Source organism: Seohaeicola saemankumensis (assembly GCF_042678485.1).
Lineage (GTDB): Bacteria > Pseudomonadota > Alphaproteobacteria > Rhodobacterales > Rhodobacteraceae > Seohaeicola > Seohaeicola saemankumensis.
Genome location: NZ_JBHTKR010000016.1, coordinates 1 through 1,696, shown reverse-complemented (window position 1 = coordinate 1,696; position 1,696 = coordinate 1). Strand labels below are relative to the sequence as shown.

The window sequence follows — 1,696 nt, the reverse complement described above, 5'->3', positions numbered from 1 at the left end:
AGGAAATGACAAAGGCGGTGATCGAATCTGGCAAGGTCGAGAAAATCGATGGTACTTATGTCCTTAACGGGTCGATACACGACTTCGGTGTACCGGCCACGCTAAGTGACTCGCTGATGGAGAGGCTCGAACGGCTCAGCGACGTCAAGGAACTGGTCCAGATGGCTGCCGTGATTGGTCGAAACCTCGATCAGGGCACCCTCGCCGATCTCTCGGCCCTTCCGTCCCAAGACCTGGCTAACCTACTTGACAGGCTTGTCTCAGCGGAACTGCTATTCCGAGCGAGCACTGGGGGTGAAGCAACCTATGCCTTCAAGCACGCCCTACTCCGGGACGCGGCCTACGAAAGCATGCCCAGGGCCAAGCGCATTAAGTTGCATCAACGTCTTTACGAGGTGCTAGTAGCTCGCGGCGGCGCCGATCCCGAAATTCGAGCCCACCACGCCGAAATTGCCGGTTTAAACGAAGCGGCTCTTGAAAGCTGGGAAGAAGCGGGCCGCAGCGCAGTCGCTAGGTCGGCCTTCAAGGAGGCTGTCGCAGCGTTCAAGGCTGCGATCCGTCTGTGCAGCGGTCTGGGAACCAATTTCAGGCTCGCAATGCGCGAACAGCAACTTTACGTGCAGATGGGACAGGCGCTGATCGCCGGTGAAGGCTATGCGGACCGGGCGACCATGCTGGCGTTCTCACGTGCGACCGAATTGGCAGATGTTATCGGAGCGCCCGACCTTCAACTCCCGGCCCTCTATGGCCTTTGGGCCAGTCGCCATGTTGCCGTGCAGCATTCCGCAGATGCGGCGGAGCGGTTTTTCCAAATTGCCGGCGCACAGAATGATCACGGCACGCAGATGGTCGGCTTGCGGATGATGGCCCTCGAGCGGTTTCACGCGGCACGTCTACAAGAGGCCCTTGACCTGAACGATCGCTCGATCGCTCTGTACAGACCGCAGGCGCACGGTGACCTCAAACTGCGCTTCGGCTCCGATCCCCGTGTAGTCGCAGGCCAGTATCGCGCCTGGTGCCTGTGGCACCTCGGAAAAGCCGACAAAGCGGTGGAGCAGATGGAGCAGTCTCTGGCCTGGGCCCGCGAGAGCGAGCACGCAAACACCATCAGTGTCGCCCTGCACAGTGCGGCGGTGACTACTGGCACATGGCTGAGACTAGGGGAACCGGCCGAGCGGATGATGCGCGAGACTTTAAGAATGTCGGAAGAGATGTCACTGGTTCACACGGGCACCTGGGGAGGCTACTTCCTCGGCCTTGCGCTACACAGGCAGGGAAAGGACGGCGCGCGCGAGCAAATGGAGGTAGGGCTCGACCGGATGCGGCGCAACCGGGACAAGCGTTTCAACCATTTGCATTTCTCCTGCGCGGCCGAGATCTATGCCGATCTCGGTTGCCACGAAGAGGCCGCAGCGGCGATCGATTATGCATTCGTAGCCCTTCATGAGAGCAAAGATAACGTCTATGCGCCAGACCTGCACCGGGTGCGTGCAAGGGTTATGCTGGCTGCCGATGCGGGCAGCGTGGACGAGGCCCAAGCCCATCTCCAACAGGCAATCTGCATCGCTCGCGCCCAAGGCGGTCTCGCACTCGAACTGCGCGCTGCCACGGATCTGGCGGCCCTTCTGGCAGGGCGCGGCGAAAAGGATCAGGCTGCGGACCTACTGCGCCCAGTCTATGCGTCATTTAGCGAGGG

The 1,696-nt window shown here is 60.7% G+C and carries 1 protein-coding gene; it reads left to right on the top strand.

Annotation, left to right across the window (positions count from 1 at the left end):
• Positions 1-5: 5 nt before the first annotated feature.
• Positions 6-1,696: hypothetical protein (locus tag ACFQ3C_RS18835; RefSeq protein WP_380795217.1), on the top strand; the 1,691-nt coding region annotated here is incomplete at its 3' end.